16 protein-coding genes are annotated in these 15,690 nt (G+C 69.1%); 3 read left to right on the top strand and 13 right to left on the bottom strand.

Annotated features, from left to right (window positions below; all coding sequences use genetic code 11):
- The 4 genes from TX88_RS35135 to rimP all read right to left on the bottom strand — a co-directional run.
- The coding region (locus tag TX88_RS35135) for a translation initiation factor IF-2 N-terminal domain-containing protein (RefSeq protein ID WP_409365861.1) at positions 1–292 on the bottom strand (292 nt) is incomplete at its 3' end.
- Positions 293–371: 79 nt separating this feature from the next.
- Positions 372–647 carry a YlxR family protein gene (locus tag TX88_RS33335; RefSeq protein WP_322786863.1) on the bottom strand — a complete coding sequence of 92 codons (276 nt, stop codon included), beginning with the start codon at positions 645–647 and terminating at the stop codon, positions 372–374.
- Between the two features lie 168 nt (positions 648–815).
- On the bottom strand, positions 816–1,844 hold the full coding sequence (gene nusA, locus TX88_RS14440) for a transcription termination factor NusA (protein WP_044517686.1): 1,029 nt from the start codon (positions 1,842–1,844) through the stop codon (positions 816–818).
- Positions 1,841–2,386 carry a ribosome maturation factor RimP gene (gene rimP / locus TX88_RS14435; protein ID WP_044519400.1) on the bottom strand — a complete coding sequence of 182 codons (546 nt, stop codon included), beginning with the start codon at positions 2,384–2,386 and terminating at the stop codon, positions 1,841–1,843. The genes nusA and rimP overlap by 4 nt, the downstream gene beginning before the upstream one ends.
- Positions 2,387–2,594: 208 nt before the next feature.
- Between rimP and TX88_RS14430 the strand changes: the two genes are divergently transcribed.
- The 3 genes from TX88_RS14430 (at position 2,595) to TX88_RS14420 (ending at position 4,362) form a co-directional block, all read left to right on the top strand.
- Positions 2,595–3,119: a hypothetical protein gene (locus TX88_RS14430; protein WP_044519399.1), complete on the top strand. Its 525-nt coding sequence runs from the start codon at positions 2,595–2,597 to the stop codon at positions 3,117–3,119.
- On the top strand, positions 3,116–3,595 hold the full coding sequence (locus TX88_RS14425) for a ferritin-like domain-containing protein (RefSeq protein WP_044517684.1): 480 nt from the start codon (positions 3,116–3,118) through the stop codon (positions 3,593–3,595). The genes TX88_RS14430 and TX88_RS14425 overlap by 4 nt, the downstream gene beginning before the upstream one ends.
- A gap of 146 nt (positions 3,596–3,741) precedes the next feature.
- A complete protein-coding gene (locus TX88_RS14420; protein ID WP_044517682.1) occupies positions 3,742–4,362 on the top strand; it encodes an antibiotic biosynthesis monooxygenase in 621 nt (206 codons plus the stop codon).
- Positions 4,363–4,409: 47 nt separating this feature from the next.
- Here the strand turns inward: TX88_RS14420 and TX88_RS14415 are convergent, their stop codons facing one another.
- The 9 genes from TX88_RS14415 to mqo all read right to left on the bottom strand — a co-directional run bounded on the left by TX88_RS14415 (position 4,410) and on the right by mqo (position 15,594).
- On the bottom strand, positions 4,410–6,173 hold the full coding sequence (locus TX88_RS14415; protein ID WP_044517680.1) for a proline--tRNA ligase: 1,764 nt from the start codon (positions 6,171–6,173) through the stop codon (positions 4,410–4,412).
- 24 nt (positions 6,174–6,197) lie between these two features.
- Complete coding sequence (locus TX88_RS14410; protein ID WP_044517678.1) at positions 6,198–6,872, bottom strand: 4a-hydroxytetrahydrobiopterin dehydratase family protein; 675 nt, start codon at positions 6,870–6,872, stop codon at positions 6,198–6,200.
- 32 nt (positions 6,873–6,904) lie between these two features.
- A complete protein-coding gene (locus tag TX88_RS14405) occupies positions 6,905–8,425 on the bottom strand; it encodes an MFS transporter (RefSeq protein ID WP_044517674.1) in 1,521 nt (506 codons plus the stop codon).
- A 33-nt stretch (positions 8,426–8,458) separates the two neighbouring features.
- Positions 8,459–9,679, bottom strand: a complete 1,221-nt coding sequence (cobA, locus tag TX88_RS14400) for a uroporphyrinogen-III C-methyltransferase (RefSeq protein ID WP_044517671.1) — start codon at positions 9,677–9,679, stop codon at positions 8,459–8,461.
- Complete coding sequence (locus TX88_RS14395; RefSeq protein ID WP_044517669.1) at positions 9,676–11,037, bottom strand: cobyrinic acid a,c-diamide synthase CobB; 1,362 nt, start codon at positions 11,035–11,037, stop codon at positions 9,676–9,678. Before TX88_RS14395 ends, cobA begins: the two co-directional genes overlap by 4 nt.
- Positions 11,038–11,136: 99 nt before the next feature.
- Positions 11,137–11,751 carry a cob(I)yrinic acid a,c-diamide adenosyltransferase gene (gene cobO, locus TX88_RS14390; protein ID WP_044517666.1) on the bottom strand — a complete coding sequence of 205 codons (615 nt, stop codon included), beginning with the start codon at positions 11,749–11,751 and terminating at the stop codon, positions 11,137–11,139.
- 34 nt (positions 11,752–11,785) lie between these two features.
- Entirely contained in the window at positions 11,786–13,660 is a 1,875-nt protein-coding gene (locus TX88_RS14385) for a magnesium chelatase subunit D family protein (RefSeq protein ID WP_044517664.1), read from the bottom strand.
- A 13-nt stretch (positions 13,661–13,673) separates the two neighbouring features.
- On the bottom strand, positions 13,674–14,141 hold the full coding sequence (locus TX88_RS14380) for a GNAT family N-acetyltransferase (RefSeq protein ID WP_044517662.1): 468 nt from the start codon (positions 14,139–14,141) through the stop codon (positions 13,674–13,676).
- Between the two features lie 13 nt (positions 14,142–14,154).
- Entirely contained in the window at positions 14,155–15,594 is a 1,440-nt protein-coding gene (gene mqo / locus TX88_RS14375) for a malate dehydrogenase (quinone) (RefSeq protein WP_247613937.1), read from the bottom strand.
- Positions 15,595–15,690 lie beyond the last annotated feature (96 nt).

The following is a 15,690-nucleotide window of genomic DNA, read 5'->3' as shown; positions in this document are numbered from 1 at the left end:
CGGGCGCGGCGGGCTTGGCCGGAGCCGGCTTGGCCGCCGTCGCGGGGCTGGGAGCCCCGGGCTTGGGTGCCGCGGGCGCGGCTCCACCCTGCGGGCGGGGCTTGTCTTCGGGCTTCTTACCGCCGGCCTTTGTGCCGAACGATTCGCGCAGCCGACGCGCGACCGGCGCCTCCACAGTGGAGGACGCCGACTTGACGAACTCGCCTTGCTCTTTGAGCTTGGCTAAGAGGTCCTTGCTGGTGACACCGAGTTCCTTTGCCAACTCGTGCACACGGGCCTTACCTGCTGCCACTACATCTCCTCGTCTGGAGGCAACAGCGGTGGTAGGCGCCGCGCCTCGGGTTTAGCTATGACGCATGGTCATCGGGACTTCACGGTGTGCTCATGTTCTTCGCTACCTGTTCTGTTGCCGGGGAACCGGGCCCGCCAGCGTGCCGGTGAAGTTCACAGACACTCTCGACGTACTCGATCACCGCGGATGTATCCGGTGAACCGGTGAGTCGCAACGCTCGGACGAAGGCTCGTCGCCGCACTGCCATCTGCGCGCACTGCTGGTCGGGGTGCAGCCACGCACCACGCCCTGGCAGGCTTGCCTCGGTATCAACGGTTACGGAACTCGTCCCGTTCCCGTCGGTTACCGCGACCACTCGGAGCAACTCGGCGGCCAACTCTCGCTTCCGGCATCCGATGCAGGTCCGCACTGGTCCGACAGAGGTGTCGGAGGTGCTTCGATGCGTCAGAGCCGGAGTCTCGCGCTGGATCACGGCTGAGTCTACCGCCCCGAGGGCTGTGGTCCGAAACGCCGGTCACTACTGTCAATCGTGTACCGCCCCGGGCCGGACATCCTGGTCGGGCTGCGGCGCCGCATCGCTGCGGATATCGATCCGCCAACCAGTGAGCCGAGCCGCCAACCTGGCGTTTTGCCCTTCCTTGCCGATCGCGAGCGAGAGCTGGAAGTCCGGCACGATCACCCGGGCCGCCCGGGCGGCCTCATCGATCACCGACACGGACACCACCTTGGCAGGTGACAGGGCGTTGGCGACGAACCGGGCGGGGTCCTCGTCGTAGTCGATGATGTCGATCTTCTCGCCGGACAATTCGCTCATCACATTGCGCACCCGCTGGCCCATCGGGCCGATGCACGCCCCCTTGGCGTTCAGCCCGGGCACCCGCGAGGCCACCGCGATCTTGGACCGGTGCCCGGCCTCCCGGGCCACCGCCACGATCTCCACGGACCCGTCGGCGATCTCTGGCACCTCGAGGGAAAACAGCTTGCGGACCAGGTTCGGGTGGGTGCGGGACAGCGTGATCAACGGCTCGCGGGCCCCGCGGGTGACGCCGACGACGTAGCAGCGCAGCCGGTCGCCGTGTTCGTAGCGCTCCCCCGGCACCTGCTCGGCGCTGGGGATCACGCCTTCAGACCCCTTGGTCTCGCTGCCGATCCGCACCACGACCAGCCCGCGGGCGTTGGCCCGGGCATCGCGCTGGATCACGCCGGCGACGATGTCGCCCTCGTGCGCCGCGAACTCCCCGTAGGTCTTCTCGTTCTCGGCGTCGCGCAACCGCTGCAGGATCACCTGCCGGGCCGTGGTCGCCGCGATCCTGCCGAATCCCTCTGGCGTGTCATCCCATTCATGTAGGACGTTGCCGTCGGCATCGGTCTGGCGGGCCATCACCTTGACCACACCGGTCTTGCGATCGATGTCGATCCGCGCGTCGGGCTCATGCCCTTCGGTGTGCCGATATGCGGTGAGCAATGCCGATTTGATGGTCTCCACGACCACGTCGACGGTGATGCCCTTGTCCGCCTCGATGGCGTGCAGTGCCGCCATGTCGATGTTCATTCCCCGGCCCCCTTCCCGGTTTCGCCCGACAGTTCCAATTCACGTCGGTTCGGAGGTGAAAACTCCACTTGCACAACAGCTTTGGCGATATCAGCAAGCGCAACCTCACGGATGGCCAAGTCCCGCCCTTCTGGCACCACGACTTTCAGCACCTCGCCGTCGGTTTCCCCGAGCCTGCCGGTGAACGCCGAACCGTCGGCCAGCGTCAGCTCGGCCTTGCGCCCACGGGCGCGACGAAAATGCTTGGGCTGGGTCAACGGGCGGTCCACACCCGGCGAGGTGACATCGAGCACATACGGCGTGTCGCCCTGTGCGAGCTGATCGAGCAACTCCGCCGCCGTCCGCGACAGCGCTGCCAGGGTATCGAGATCGAGACCCTGGTCGCCGTCGGCGATCACGGTGATACGGGCTGGGCGAACCGAAGCGTCGACCACGACATCGTCGATTTCGTAACCGGCGCGCGCGAACTCGCCGTCAAGTAGCTCGATCACCTGCGTCTGCGACGGCAAATCCGCAGACCGCAACTTTGGATCCGGTGCCACGGCGAGCTCCTCATCTTGAATTGTCTCCGACACGAATGCCAGGGCCAGCCACCTGGATCGGCCCCGGAATCGCCTATTCACGATACGCCAGGCCCGCGGCAGCAACTGTCAATCGCAATCTGGTGCGTGGCGAATGTCGTCGCCCCGGCGGCGGCCCGCCGGTCAGCGCCGCGTCAGCCGGGCGCGACAGCAATGGCAGGATGTTCACGTGCCGAGCGCCCATGCAGACATCAGCCGGCGGCGCGTACTGGTCTCGGCCGCGGCCCTTGCCCTGATGGGCGCCACCGCCGCCGCGTGCAGTACGACGACGCCTCAACCCGAAGTGGACGACCTGACCGCGCAGTGGGACCGGGCGCGTGCCGACAGTGCGCTGGCCGCCGAGGCGGCGGCCGCCCAGCCCCCGCAGGCAGCGGCGACCCGGGCACTGAACGCGGTGGCGAGCGATCGCAGCGCACATGCCAAAGCCCTGGCCGACGAGTTGACCCGGATGACGGGTTCGGCCCCGGCGGACACCGCCACCAGCACCACCAGAAGCACGCCCAAGGCAACCCCGAGCGCGGGTGCGGACGCGTCCGCACCCGGCGTCGGCGACGTGGTCAACGCGCTCAAGGAGTCCGCGGACCGGGCCGCCGGTCTGGCGCGCAGGCTCTCCGGCTATCGCGCCGGTCTCCTCGGATCCATCGCCGCCTCGTGCACCGCCGCCCACACCGTCGCGCTGGGAGGTGCACAGTGACCTCGCCTGGACCACGATCGACCACCTCGCCCACCCGCCCGACGACGGCCGCCGATGCCGCCCTGTTCGACGCCGTCGCCGTCGAGCACGGGGCGATCTACGGCTACGGGCTGGTATCGGCCCATTCGACGGCCGAGGACAACGCCCTGGTGGCCACGGCGATGGCCGAACACCGCGCACGCCGCGAGGCCGCCATAGCCCAGCTCGAGGCGCGGTCGGTCACGCCGCCGCTGCCCGCGGCCGGCTATCAGCTGCCCGCACCGGTGACCGATCCGAACGATGCCGCCAACCTCGCGATACGCATGGAGGAGGACACCTCGGTGGCTTGGCGTGCGGTGCTCGAACAAGCCACCAGCACCGACGACCGCGCGTTCGCGATCACCGCGCTGTCGGAGACGGCCGTCACCGCGGCCAGATGGCGCGCGATCCTGAACACCTGGCCGGTGACCGTCGCCTTCCCCGGCGGGGGCGAGTAGCGCCGCGCAAGCGATCCCCGGATCCCTTTGATTGCACCCGGTAATTGATGCCGCGGGGGCCATTGCAACGTCCGCTCGCCGAGCGAAAGGTAGAGATCGGACCGGTGGCGCCACCGGGGCGCCGCCCCGAACAAAGGGGGTGGATCGTGTACGCACGCTCTACCACTGTCCAGGCGCAAACCGACGCGATCGACGCCGGTATCGCGCATGTTCGCGACGAGGTCATGCCCGCTCTGCAGGCGATGGACGGCTGTGTCGGCATCTCGTTGCTGGTCGATCGCGAATCCGGCCGGTGCATCGCCACCACCGCCTGGGAGACCGAAGAAGCGATGCACGCGAGCGCCGAGCGGGCAGCGCCGCTGCGGGCGCAGGCGGTGGAAGCATTCGGGGGCACCGCAACCGTCGAAGAGTGGGAGATCGCCGTCCTGCACCGCGACCATCGCACCCACGAGGGCGCGTGTGTCCGGGCGACATGGGCACAGCTTGAGCCGGGCCAGATCGACGGCGGCATCGAGCACTACAAGGCGTCCGTGCTGCCCGCGATGGAAGACCTCGACGGGTTCTGCAGCGCCAGCCTGATGGTCGACCGCGCATCCGGGCGTGGTGTGTCGTCGGCGTCGTTCGACAGCCGCGAAGCGATGGAACGGAGCAAGGAGCGGGCCAGCGCGCTGAAGACTTCGTCGATCCGTGAAGTCGGCGCCGAGGAACTCAACGAATGCGAGTTCGAGTTGGCCCTCGCCCACCTGCGGGTGCCCGAGTTGGCGTGAGCCAAAGCGTTCCGGTGCGCTGACCGGTTGTCAGCGCACCGGCATCGTCAGCGGACGTCGCTGAGCGCCGCCGAGATCTCGGTCGCGGCGTCGTCGACCGCGATCTCGCGGTTCTCGCCGGTGAACCGGTTGCGCAGCTCCACCACACCATCGGCGAAGCCCCGACCGACCACCACGATCCACGGCATGCCCAGCAGCTCGGCGTCCTTGAACTTCACGCCCGGCGAGGCCTTGCGATCGTCGAACAGCACCTCGTGGCCCAGCCGGTCCAGGGCGGCGACCAGTTCGGTGGCGCCGGTCCGGGCGGCGTCGTCCTTGTTCGCCACGACCACGTGCACGTCGAACGGCGCGACGGCCGCCGGCCACCGCAGGCCCAGGTCGTCGTGCTGCTGCTCGGCGATCACCGCGACCATGCGGGACACCCCGATGCCGTAGGACCCCATCGTCAGCCGCACCGGCTTGCCGTCCTCGCCGAGAACGTCGGCGGTGAAGGCATCGGCGTACTTGCGGCCCAGCTGGAAGATGTGGCCGATCTCGATGCCCCGCGCCGAGGTCAGCACGCCGGCACCGTCCGGTGACGGGTCACCGTCGCGGACGTCGGCGGCCTCGATGGTTCCGTCGGCGGTGAAGTCGCGGCCGGCGACCAGGCCGACCACGTGCTTGTTGGGGGCGTCGGCGCCGGTGATCCACGCCGTGCCGTCCACCACGCGCGGATCGACGAGGTAGCGAACCTCGTTGTCCAGCAGCGCCTTCGGTCCGACGTAGCCCTTGACCAGGAACGGGTTCTTGGCGAAGTCGGCTTCGTCGAGCAGCGCGAACTCGGCCGGCTCCAGCGCGGCGCCCAGGCGCTTCTCGTCGACCTCACGGTCACCGGGCACGCCGATGGCCAGCAGCTCCCAGTCACCGCCCGGCTCACGGGTCTTGAGCAGAACGTTCTTCAGGGTGTCGGCGGCGGTCACCTCACGTCCCGAGAACTGTGCCAGGTCAGCCGAATTGGCCCAGTCGACCAGTGTCGCGATGGTCGGCGTGTCCGGGGTGTCGTGTACCTGCGCCTCGGGCTGCCCGTCGATCGGCAGGGGCGCCGGCGCCCGGGTGATCACCGCTTCGACGTTGGCGGCGTACCCGGAATCCAGGCAGCGCACGAACGTGTCCTCACCGACCTCGCTCTCGGCCAGGAACTCCTCCGAGGCACTGCCGCCCATCGCGCCCGAGACCGCCGACACGATCACGTAGCGCACACCCAGGCGGCCGAAGATCTTCTGGTACGCCTCACGGTGGGCGTGGTAGGCGTTCTTGAGGCCGTCGTCGTCCACGTCGAAGGAGTACGAGTCCTTCATCACGAACTCGCGGCCACGCAGAATGCCGGCCCGCGGCCGTGCCTCGTCGCGGTACTTGGTCTGGACCTGGTACAGGATCGCCGGGAAATCCTTGTAGGAGGAGTACTCCCCCTTGACCGTCAGCGTGAAGATCTCCTCGTGCGTCGGCCCGAGCAGATAGTCGTTGCCTCGCCGGTCCTTCAGCCGGAACAGGGTGTCGCCGTACTCGGTCCACCGGCTGGTGGTCTCGTACGGGCCACGCGGCAGCAGTGCGGGCAGCAGGATCTCCTGGCCGCCGATCGCGTTCATCTCTTCCCGCACGATCTTCTCGATCCGGCGCAGCACCCGCAGGCCCAGCGGCAGCCAGCTGTAGATACCGGGGCCGACCGGACGGACGTAGCCGGCCCGGATCAGCAGCTTGTGGCTGGGCACTTCGGCATCAGCGGGGTCGTCGCGCAGGGTTCGCAGGAACAGCTCGGACATGCGGGTGATCACAGGCGACAACCTTAAAGCGTGTCCTCAGTCGCGGCCCTGCCAGGTACAGATGCAGGCCTCGTTGCCCTCCGCGTCGGCCAGCACCCAGAAGGCCGGTGCCCTGCGGTCACTGAGCAACCTGCCGCCGGCGGCCAGCGCCGCGTCGACCCGGGCCGGCGCGGCCTCGTGGGTGACGTCGATGTCAAGATGGATCCGATTGCGTTGGGCGCGCGGTGAGTCCATCTGCTGAAACCAGATGGCCGGGCCGCGGCCGAACGGATCGATGAGCCCGGCATTGAGATCCGATGAGCCCGGATCTGCCGAGGGCTCGTCGATGTAGCCCGTGACGGCCTTCCAGAACGGCCGAACCGCATCGATGTCGAGGGCGTCGATGGCGATCTCCAACGCCTGGATCGCGCCGTGCCCGACGCTCAGCTCGAAACCGTGCTCGGCGAGGGTCTGGGACACCGCACGGGCCAGTTCCAGGTCCCGCCCGGTCACCGCACCCGCGTCGCGCGTGCGCAGGCGCAGCACTGCGCGATCGGATCGGATGTCGATCGAAAGGTGTCGTGGCGCATCGGCGCCGGCCGCACGCACCGCGTGAGCGGCCGCGGCGGCGGCATCAGTCATCGACGGGACCAGTACCTCGGTGTAGACCGCTCCCAGCACCAGGCGCCAGCCCAGCGGGCCGATGGCCTCGGAGATCTCCAGGCGGTTCATCGGCGTCAGCCTAACGCGGGGTCAGGACGAGGTCAGTCGACCTCGATCTCCCCGGCGTCGATGGCCTCCTTGACATCCTGGGCGTGGGCAACCTGTTCGGAGGTGTAGCCGATGAACAACGCCGCGACACCCACCAGGACCGCGACCGCGGCCACCCACAACAACCCGTAGGTGTATCCCGCGTCGAGCGCGGCCAGCTGCGGACCGTTCATGTCCTTGACCGGGCCGGTGATGCCACCCAGATAGAGGGTGCGCGAGGTGATGACGGCCTGGATGATGGCCAGCACCAGCGGGCCGCCCAGGTTCTGCAGCATCAGCGCGATGGCCGAGGCCGGTCCGATCCGGTCGAAGCCGACACCGGCGATCGCCGAGAGCGTCAGCGGCACCACGATCATGCCGATACCGATGCCGCCGACGGTGATGGGCAGCACCAGGTTCGGGAAGTAAGGGATGCCGGCGTGCAGCGTCGAGCCGTACAGCATCGCACCGAGCACCAGGATGCCGCCCGCGATGACCACGATGCGCGGCTGGAAGAACCGCACGATCTGCGACGAGGCCCCGAGACCGATGCCCATACCGATCACGAACGGGATGAAGCCGACACCGGCGTGCAGGGCGCTGTAGCCGAGGATGTCCTGGACGTAGAGCCCGATCAGCACGGTCAGGGTGAACAGCACGCCGCCGGCCAGGAAGATCGCCGCGAAGGTGGCGACCCGGTTGCGCTCATGGAACAGGTCGAACGGAACCACGGGGTTCTCGGCGCTGCGCTCGGCGATCAGGAAGGCGATGCCGCAGACCGCCGCGACGGCGCCGGAGCCCAGCGTCACCGGGGCCAGCCAGCCGCTCTCCGGGCCCTGGGTGAAGGCGAACACCGCCGCGGTGCAGGCCAGGGTGGCCAGCAGGGCGCCCGCGGCGTCGAGCTTCATCCGCTCCCGGTTGGTCTCGCGCAACGCGGTGCGGGCCAGGTAGAGCATCACCAGGCCGATCGGCACGTTCACCAGGAACGCGAACCGCCAGGAGAACTCGGTGAGGGCACCACCGACCACCAGACCCATCACGGAGCCGATGGCAGTCATGGCGCCGAACACCGCGGTGGCCGCGTTGCGGGCCGGTCCCTTGGGGAAGGTGGTCGCCACCAGCGCGAGCCCCGTGGGCGAGGCGATCGCCGCGCCGACACCCTGCAGCAGCCGGGCGATCACCAGGGTCGCCTCGTTCCAGGCGATGCCGCACAGGATCGAGGCGATGATGAACAACGCGACACCGACGATGAAGGTGCGCTTGCGGCCGATGGTGTCGCCGAGCCGTCCGCCGAGCAGCATCAGACCGCCGAAGGTGAGGACGTAGGCGGTGATGACCCAGCTACGTCCGGCGTCGGAAAGGCCGAGCTCGTCCTGGATCCTCGGCAGGGCGACGATCGCGACCGTGCTGTCCATGGTGGCCAGCAGCTGCATGCCGCCGATCGCGATGACTGCAGAAAGGAAGCCCCAGGACGGGAACCAGGACGGGAGGCGGGCAGCGAGGCCCTGGCGCTCGGCGTCGTTGAGAGCCGTCATAGCGGGTCACCTTACCGGAATCTTAAGAATCCTTTAACCGGCGAAGGCTGCCACGGGTCCGATCACGATGATCGCCGGAGGTCGAATGCCGTCCGCACGAATCCGCTCGGGCGCGTCGCCGAGCGTGGCCCGCAGGGTGCGCTGCGCGACAGTCGTGCCGTGTTGCACTACCAAAACCGGCGTATCCGCAGGTCGGCCGCCATCCAGCAGCGCCTTGGTGAACAGCTCGATGCGTTCCACGGCCATCAGCAGCACGATCGTGCCGGTCAGCGCCGCCAGCGCATTCCAATTCACTAACGATTCGGGATGACCGGGCGCAACATGGCCGCTGACCACCACGAACTCATGAGTCATGCCGCGGTGGGTGACCGGAACACCGGCCAATGCGGGTACCGATATGGCACTTGTCACACCGGGGACGACGGTGACCGGGATACCGGCCTCGGTGCACGCCAGGACCTCTTCGTAACCGCGCGCGAAGACGAACGGATCGCCACCTTTGAGGCGGACGACGAACTTCCCGGCACGGGCCCGGTCGACCAGCACCTGGTTGATCGCGTCCTGCGCCATCGCCCGCCCGTACGGGATCTTGGCCGCGTCGATCACCTCGACATGGGGTCCGAGTTCGGCCAGCAACTCCTGAGGAGCCAGCCGGTCGGCGACCACGACGTCGGCGCGGGCCAGCAGGCGTCGTCCGCGCACCGTGATCAGCTCGGGATCGCCGGGACCACCACCGACCAGGGCCACCCCCGTGGGCGCCTCCCCCGGCTCCGCACCGGAGTCGGTGGTGAGCAGGCCCTGCTGTAGCGCTTCGTGGATGGCGGTACGGATGGCCGCCGAGCGGCGGTGCTCGCCGCCGGCGAGGACGCCCACCGAGAGGCCGTCGGAATCGAAGGTCGCCGGGGTCACCGCGGATCCTTCGCGAGCCACGTCGGCGCGAACGCAGAAGATGCGCCGCTCGTCGGCTTCGGCGGCGATCGCGGCATTGACCGCGGAGTCGTCGGTGGCCGCGAGCACATACCAGGCACCGTCGAGATCACCGGCGCGGAAGTCGCGCAGCTGCAGGGTGATCCCCGGTTCATCGTGGGACAGTGCCTCCACCGCAGGGCTGGCCGCCCGGGCGATCACGTGTACGTCGGCGCCGTGGGCGATCAGCAGGGGCAGCCGACGTTGCGCGACGGTTCCGCCGCCGACGACGACGACCTTCTTGCCCGACAGGCGCAGGCCGACGAGGTAGGCATTCTCCGAAGTCACCCGCCGAGCTTAGTGGTTGCTGCTGTCGTCACGAAGCGGGTGATGGCCTCGGGGTGCGCCGCGGGGTGGGTGTGCAGGTACCCGGCGTGCACACCGCGCTGCACGGCGCCGTCGCGCCGGGCCGCCTGTCCGGGACCGGCGAACGCCCAGGCGCCTGACTGGTCTTCGGCGAATTCCACTGCGGTTCGGTGGAATTCGTGGCCGGTGACACGATCACCGGCCGCGTGGATGCAGGAGTCGACAACCGCGACCGCATCGCGGTAACCCAGCGTGAGGCGCTCGGTGAACCGCGCCGAGCCGGCCAGGACGCCGCACATCGGCACTCCGTCGAGATCGTCGACCAGGTAGGTCAGGCCCGCGCATTCGGCGTGCACCGGGGCGCCGCGGGTGGCCAGATCCCTGATCTGCTGGCGGACAAGATTGTTGGCCGACAGTTCGGCCGTGAACTGTTCGGGGAACCCGCCGGGCAGCACCAGCGCGTCGGCACCGGCGGGCAGGGGTTCGGACAGCGGGTCGAACTCGGCGACCTGCGCGCCGGCCCCGCGCAACAGTTCGGCGTGCTCGGCATAGCTGAAGCTGAAGGCCTTACCCGCGGCCAGGGCCACCGTGACATTGGTCACCGACTCGGCGACGGGGCTCCACGGCTCGGCCGTGACGTGGGCCGCGGATGCGGCGACGACGGCCGCCAGATCCACGTGCCGCGCCACCAGGGCGGTCATCGCGGCCACCGCGTCGCGCGCCTGCCGGCCGTGCTCGACGGCGGTGATGAGCCCGAGGTGCCTTGACGGGACGGACAATTCGTCGGCCCGCGGAATCGCACCCAGCACCGTCACGCCGGCATGCTCACAAGCCTGACGCAGCACCGCCTCGTGCCGCTCGGAGCCCACCCGGTTGAGGATCACCCCGGCGATCCGCACCGCCGGGTCGAAGGTGAGGAAGCCGTGCAGCAGGGCGGCGATGCTGTGGCTCTGCCCGCGGGCGTCGACCACCAGCACCACCGGGGCCCCCAGCAGACCCGCGACCTGGGCCGCCGAACCCCGAGGGATACCGGTCATCTGCCCTTCGATACGACCGTCGAACAGGCCCATGACGCCCTCGACGACCGCGATGTCCGCACCGGTGCACCCGTGCCGGTACAGCGGGCCGATCAGATCCTCACCGACGAGCACCGGGTCCAGGTTGCGGCCCGGACGGTCCGCGGCCAGGGCGTGGTAGCCGGGGTCGATGAAGTCCGGCCCGACCTTGAACGGCGCCACCGTGTGACCCGCCTGGCGCAGCGCACCGACCAAACCTGTTGCCACCGTGGTCTTCCCGCTGCCCGATGCCGGTGCGGCGATCACCACCGCCGGGGTGGTCACCTCAGCACCGCGAGCGACCGTGTCTGTACGTCGACACGCCGCATTTCGTGTACCGGAGCGGTCGCTCGGCGCAGGCGAGCCCTGCACAGGCGAGCACGCCTACCATTCGATGCCCTTCTGACCCTTGCGGCCGGCATCCATCGGATGCTTGATCTTGGTCATCTCGGTCACCAGATCCGCGGCATCGATCAGGGCCTGCGGAGCGTCGCGTCCCGTGATCACCACGTGCTGAGTGCCCGGACGGCCGGCCAGCACCTCGACCACCTCGTCCACGGAGACCCAGCCCCACTTGAGCGGATAGGTGAACTCATCGAGCACGTAGAAGTCGTGGCGCTCTTCGGCCAGCCGGCGTTTGATCTCGGCCCAGCCGTCCGCGGCGGCCGCCGCGTGGTCGACGTCGCTGCCGTGCTTGCGGGTCCAGGACCAGCCCGAGCCCATCTTGTGCCATTCGACCGGCCCGCCGGCACCGTGTTCGTCGTGCAGCCGGCCGAGCTGACCGAACACGGCCTCCTCCCCGACCTTCCACTTCGCGCTCTTGACGAACTGGAACACCGCGACCGAGAAGCCCTGGTTCCATGCCCGCAACGCCATCCCGAAGGCCGCGGTCGACTTGCCCTTTCCCGGCCCGGTGTGCACCGCGAGCAGCGGCGCGTTGCGGCGGGCCTTGGTGGTCAAGCCGTCCTGGGGAACGGTCAGCGGCTGTCCCTGTGGCATGGGCGGTCCTTCCTGCGCAGAGTCGTGAGCCGCGCTAGGCGGCGGTCTGGTGCTGGACGAGCCGGGTCAGTTCGGCCGCGCGCAACTGCTCGAGCCGTACCGCCGGCGACCCCAACTGCTCGGCCAGCTGCCCGGCCAATCCCAGTCGCACGAACGATGTTTCGCAATCGACGACCACGGCGGCCGCCCCCTCGGCCACCAACGCGGCCGCGGCCTGCCTGGTGCGGCCCAACGGATCGGGGCCCCCGGTGGCGCGGCCGTCGGTGAGCACCACCACCAGGCTGCGCCGGGCGCGGTCGCGGGCCTTCTCGCGGATGACGAGATCGCGGGCGGCCAGCAGGCCCTGCGCCAGCGGCGTTTTGCCCCCGGTGTCGAAGCGGGCCAGCCGGCGGCCGGCGATGTGCACCGAGGTGGTGGGCGGGAGCAGAACGCGGGCGTCCTGCTGGCGGAACGTGATCACCGCGACCTTGTCCCGACGCTGGTAGGCGTCACGCAGCAGCGACATCGTCGCACCGGTGACGGCTGACATGCGGTCACGGGCGGCCATGGACCCGGAGGCGTCGACGACGAAGATCACCAGATTGCCTTCGCGGCCTTCACGTACCGCGCGCCGGACGTCTTCGGGACGGGGGCGCGGCACGCCCGCACCCTGTTGGCGGCCCGCGGTGGCGAGCAGGGTGGCGAAGATGTGCAGGCCGTACCCGGCGCCGGGTTCCGCGGTGGCCGCGATCGGGGTGCCCGTGCGGTTGCGGGCCCGCGAACGGCGGCCGGGCGCACCCTCACCGACCCCGGGCACCACCAGTGCCCTGGTCCGGAACACCGCCGACGGCGGGGCGCTCTGACGTGTAGAAGACTGTTTCGAATTGCCCTGCGGCACGCCACTTTCGGAACCGGCATCGGCGCCGCCCCCGGGCGGGTCGAAGTCGGGATCGAAGTCCGGATCAGACGGACCGGCGTCCTGCCCAGACTGCTCGGCGGACTCCCCCGCCTGCTGCATGGCCTCCTCGAGACGCTCGGGATCCAGACCCGGATCGTCGAAAGGATCGCGACGGCGCCGGTGTGGCAGTGCCAGTTCGGCAGCCACCCGGATGTCCTCCTCGGCGACCGTGGTGGCACCGCGCCAGGCCGCATGGGCGACGGCGGTGCGCGCGACCACCAGGTCGGCGCGCATCCCGTCGACGTCGAATGCCGCGCACAGCGCGGCGATACGGCGCAGTTCGGAGTCAGGCAGTACCACCGAGCCGATTGCGGCTCGGGCCGCGGTAATACGCTCGGCCAACTCGGCGTCGGCGGCGGCGTAGCGCTCGACGAAGGCCCGCGGGTCGGCCTCGAATGCCATCCTGGCGCGGATCACCTCGACGCGTACGTCGACGTCGCGCGAGGCGGCCACGTCCACGGTCAGCCCGAATCGGTCCAGCAGCTGCGGACGCAACTCGCCTTCCTCGGGGTTCATGGTGCCGATCAGCACGAAGCGGGACTCGTGCGAATGCGAAATCCCTTCGCGCTCAACATGTACCCGCCCCATGGCAGCGGCATCGAGCAGAACGTCGACCAGATGGTCGTGCAGCAGGTTGACCTCGTCGACGTAGAGCACGCCGCCGTGGGCGCGGGCCAGCAGGCCCGGTGAGAAGGCGTGCTCGCCGTCCCGGAGCACCTTCTGCAGGTCCAGCGAACCGACCACCCGGTCCTCGGTCGCCCCGATCGGCAGTTCGACCAGCCGGGCTTCGTCGTCGACGGCGGACAGCACCGCGGCCAGGCCGCGTACCGCCGTGGATTTCGCCGTCCCCTTCTCGCCGCGGATCAGCACGCCGCCGATCTCGGGGTGAACCGCGCACAGCAGCAGGGCCAGCCGCAGCCGGTCCTGCCCCACAAGGGCGCTGAAGGGGTAGGTGTGGGTCTCCACCGTCATCGGACCGCCGTCATCAGCTGGGCTCGCTCTCACGTCCGGCACGCACCATCGGTACATGGGGGATTCCGTCGTCAAGGAATTCGTCTCCGTCACGGACGAATCCGTGCCGGCCGTACATGTCGACCAGGTAGGTCTGGGCGTTGATGTGACACGGGTAGTCGCCGACCTCGGCCAGCGCCGCCTGCATGAGCCTGGCGGTGTGCCCGCGGCCCCGATCGGTGCGTTTGGTGCACACCCGGCCGATCCGGAACGCCTTCTCGCCGCCGGGATGCTCCTCCATCAGACGCAGCGTCGAAATGACTTCTCCGTCAGGGCTTTCCAGCCAGAAGTGGCGTGTCTCGGCGAGCAGGTCCCGGCCGTCGAGCTCCGGGTAGGGCGTGGCCTGCTCCACCACGAACACCTCGACGCGCAGCTTGAGCAGCTCGTAAAGCGTTGGTACATCGAGATCTTTGGCCCAGCTGCGGCGTAGTGCGACCGTCATCCGCCCGCCCCGCTCACACGGTCACAGGGTCGTCCAGCTTGAGCGTCTTGGTCCCCCACGCCCAGACTTCCTCGAACAGGCCGGGCTCGTTGGACAACTTGGTGCCCAGCGACGGCACCATCTCTTTGAGCTTGGGCAGCCAGCTCTGGTAGCGATCGGTGAAGCAGCGCTCCAGCACGTCGAGCATGGCCGGCACCGCGGTGGACGCGCCGGGCGAGGCGCCCAGCAGACCGGCGATGCTGCCGTCGGCCGCCGTGAGCACGGTGGTGCCGAATTCCAGCACACCGCCCGCGCCCTTGCGCCTGATCACCTGCACACGCTGGCCCGCGATGTCCAGCTCCCAATCGGAATCGACTGCGCTGGGCGCGAATTCCCGCAACGTATCGACCCGCGCGGCCTCACTGAGCAACAGCTGGCCGACCAGGTAGTTGACCAGACCCATCTCCGTGAGTCCGACACCCAGCATCGACATGATGTTGTTGGGCTTGACCGACAGCGGCAGGTCGGTGAACTTGCCCTGCTTGAGGAACTTCGGCGTCCAGCCGGCGAACGGGCCGAACAGCAGCCACGACTTGCCGTTGATCACGCGAGTGTCCAGGTGCGGCACCGACATCGGCGGTGCGCCCAGCGGCGGCAGCCCGTACACCTTGGCCTGGTGGCCTGCGGTCAGCGCCTGGTTGTTGGTCCGCAGGAACGCGCCGCCGACCGGGAACCCGCCGAAGCCCTTGGCCTCCGGGATGCCCGACTTCTGCAGCAACGGCAGCGCACCGCCGCCGGCGCCGACGAACACGAACTTGGCGTTGAACTTGCGCTTGAGGCCGGTGCGCCGGTTGGTCACCTTGAGCGTCCAGCTGCCGTCCGACTCCTTGCGGAGGTTGCGCACCTCGTGGCCGAACAGGGTGTCCATCCCGCGCTGCGCGGTGAAGCCGATCAGCTGGCGCGAGAGCGCGCCGAAGTCGACGTCGGTGCCGTGCTGCGACCAGTTCAGCCCGACCGGGTCGGAGAAATCCCGCTTGGCGGCCATGAACGGCAGCCGGCGGGCGAATTCGTCCTTGTCGTCGATGAATTCCATCGAGGCGAACAGCGGATTGCCCACCAGCGCCTCGTGACGGCGCTTGAGGTAGTCGACGTTGCCCGCGCCATGCACGAAACTCACGTGCGGGATCGGGTTGAGGAAGCCGCGGACGTCGGGCAGTACGCCGTTCTCGGCGGCGTAGGCCCAGAACTGCCGCGACACCTGGAACTGCTCGTTGACGTTGATGGCCTTGGTGGTGTCGATGGAACCATCGGACAGCTCGGGGGTGTAGTTCAGCTCACACAGCGCCGAGTGGCCGGTGCCCGCGTTGTTCCACGGATCACTGCTCTCCGCGGCGGCACCGTCGAGCCGCTCGATCATGGTGATGGACCAGTCCGGCTCCAGCAGCCGGATCAGAGCGCCGAGGGTTGCGCTCATGATGCCGGCCCCAACCAGCACGACGTCTGTCTTCACGGTCGTACCCACGTTTGCCTCAGACACCCTGATCGCTCGTCCTTCGTATTGCGCGGCCCG

Origin of the sequence: Mycolicibacterium septicum DSM 44393 (assembly GCF_000455325.1) — a bacterium.
In the GTDB taxonomy this organism is placed as follows: domain Bacteria; phylum Actinomycetota; class Actinomycetes; order Mycobacteriales; family Mycobacteriaceae; genus Mycobacterium; species Mycobacterium septicum.
This window is presented reverse-complemented; position numbering and strand designations above follow the sequence as displayed.